The 533-nt window shown below is 65.9% G+C and carries 1 protein-coding gene; it reads left to right on the forward strand.

Going from position 1 to position 533, the window contains the following annotated elements:
- Nucleotides 1-533: POTRA domain-containing protein (locus J1G34_RS27785; RefSeq protein ID WP_262411977.1), on the forward strand; the 533-nt coding region annotated here is incomplete at both ends.

The raw sequence follows: 533 nt of genomic DNA on the forward strand, positions 1-533 counted from the left end.
CGAGGCGCCCACCGCGCCCGCCGACACCCGTTGCTTCCCGATCAAAGACATCGAACTCAAAGGCGCCGACAGCCTGCCGGCCTCCGAGCGCGAGCGCCTGCTCAAGCCCTACGTCGGCCAATGCCTGGGCGTGTCCCAGCTCAACGACCTGCTCAAGGCCATCACCGACTACTACCTCGGCAAAGGCCGCGTCACCAGCCGCGCCTACCTGCCGCAGCAGGACCTCTCCACCGGCCACCTGCAAGTGCTGGTGGTGGAAGGCAAGCTCGAAGCCTTGCGCAGCGCCGAAGGCAGCACCGTGACCGAACGCGAATTGGCCATGGCGTTTCCCGGCAAGGTCGGCGAAGCGCTGAACCTGCGCGAGATCGAGCAACTAGTGGACCAGCTCAACCGCCTGCCGTCCAAACAGGCGCAAATGGAATTGACCCCCGGCAAGCAAGTCGGCGGCAGCGACGTGGTGGTCAAGAACACCGCGCAAAAGCCCTGGCGCGCCAGCCTGTCGCGCAATAACGACGGCCAGAAAAGCACCGGCG

The organism is Pseudomonas sp. Wu6, from assembly GCF_019891515.1.
GTDB lineage: Bacteria > Pseudomonadota > Gammaproteobacteria > Pseudomonadales > Pseudomonadaceae > Aquipseudomonas > Aquipseudomonas orientalis_A.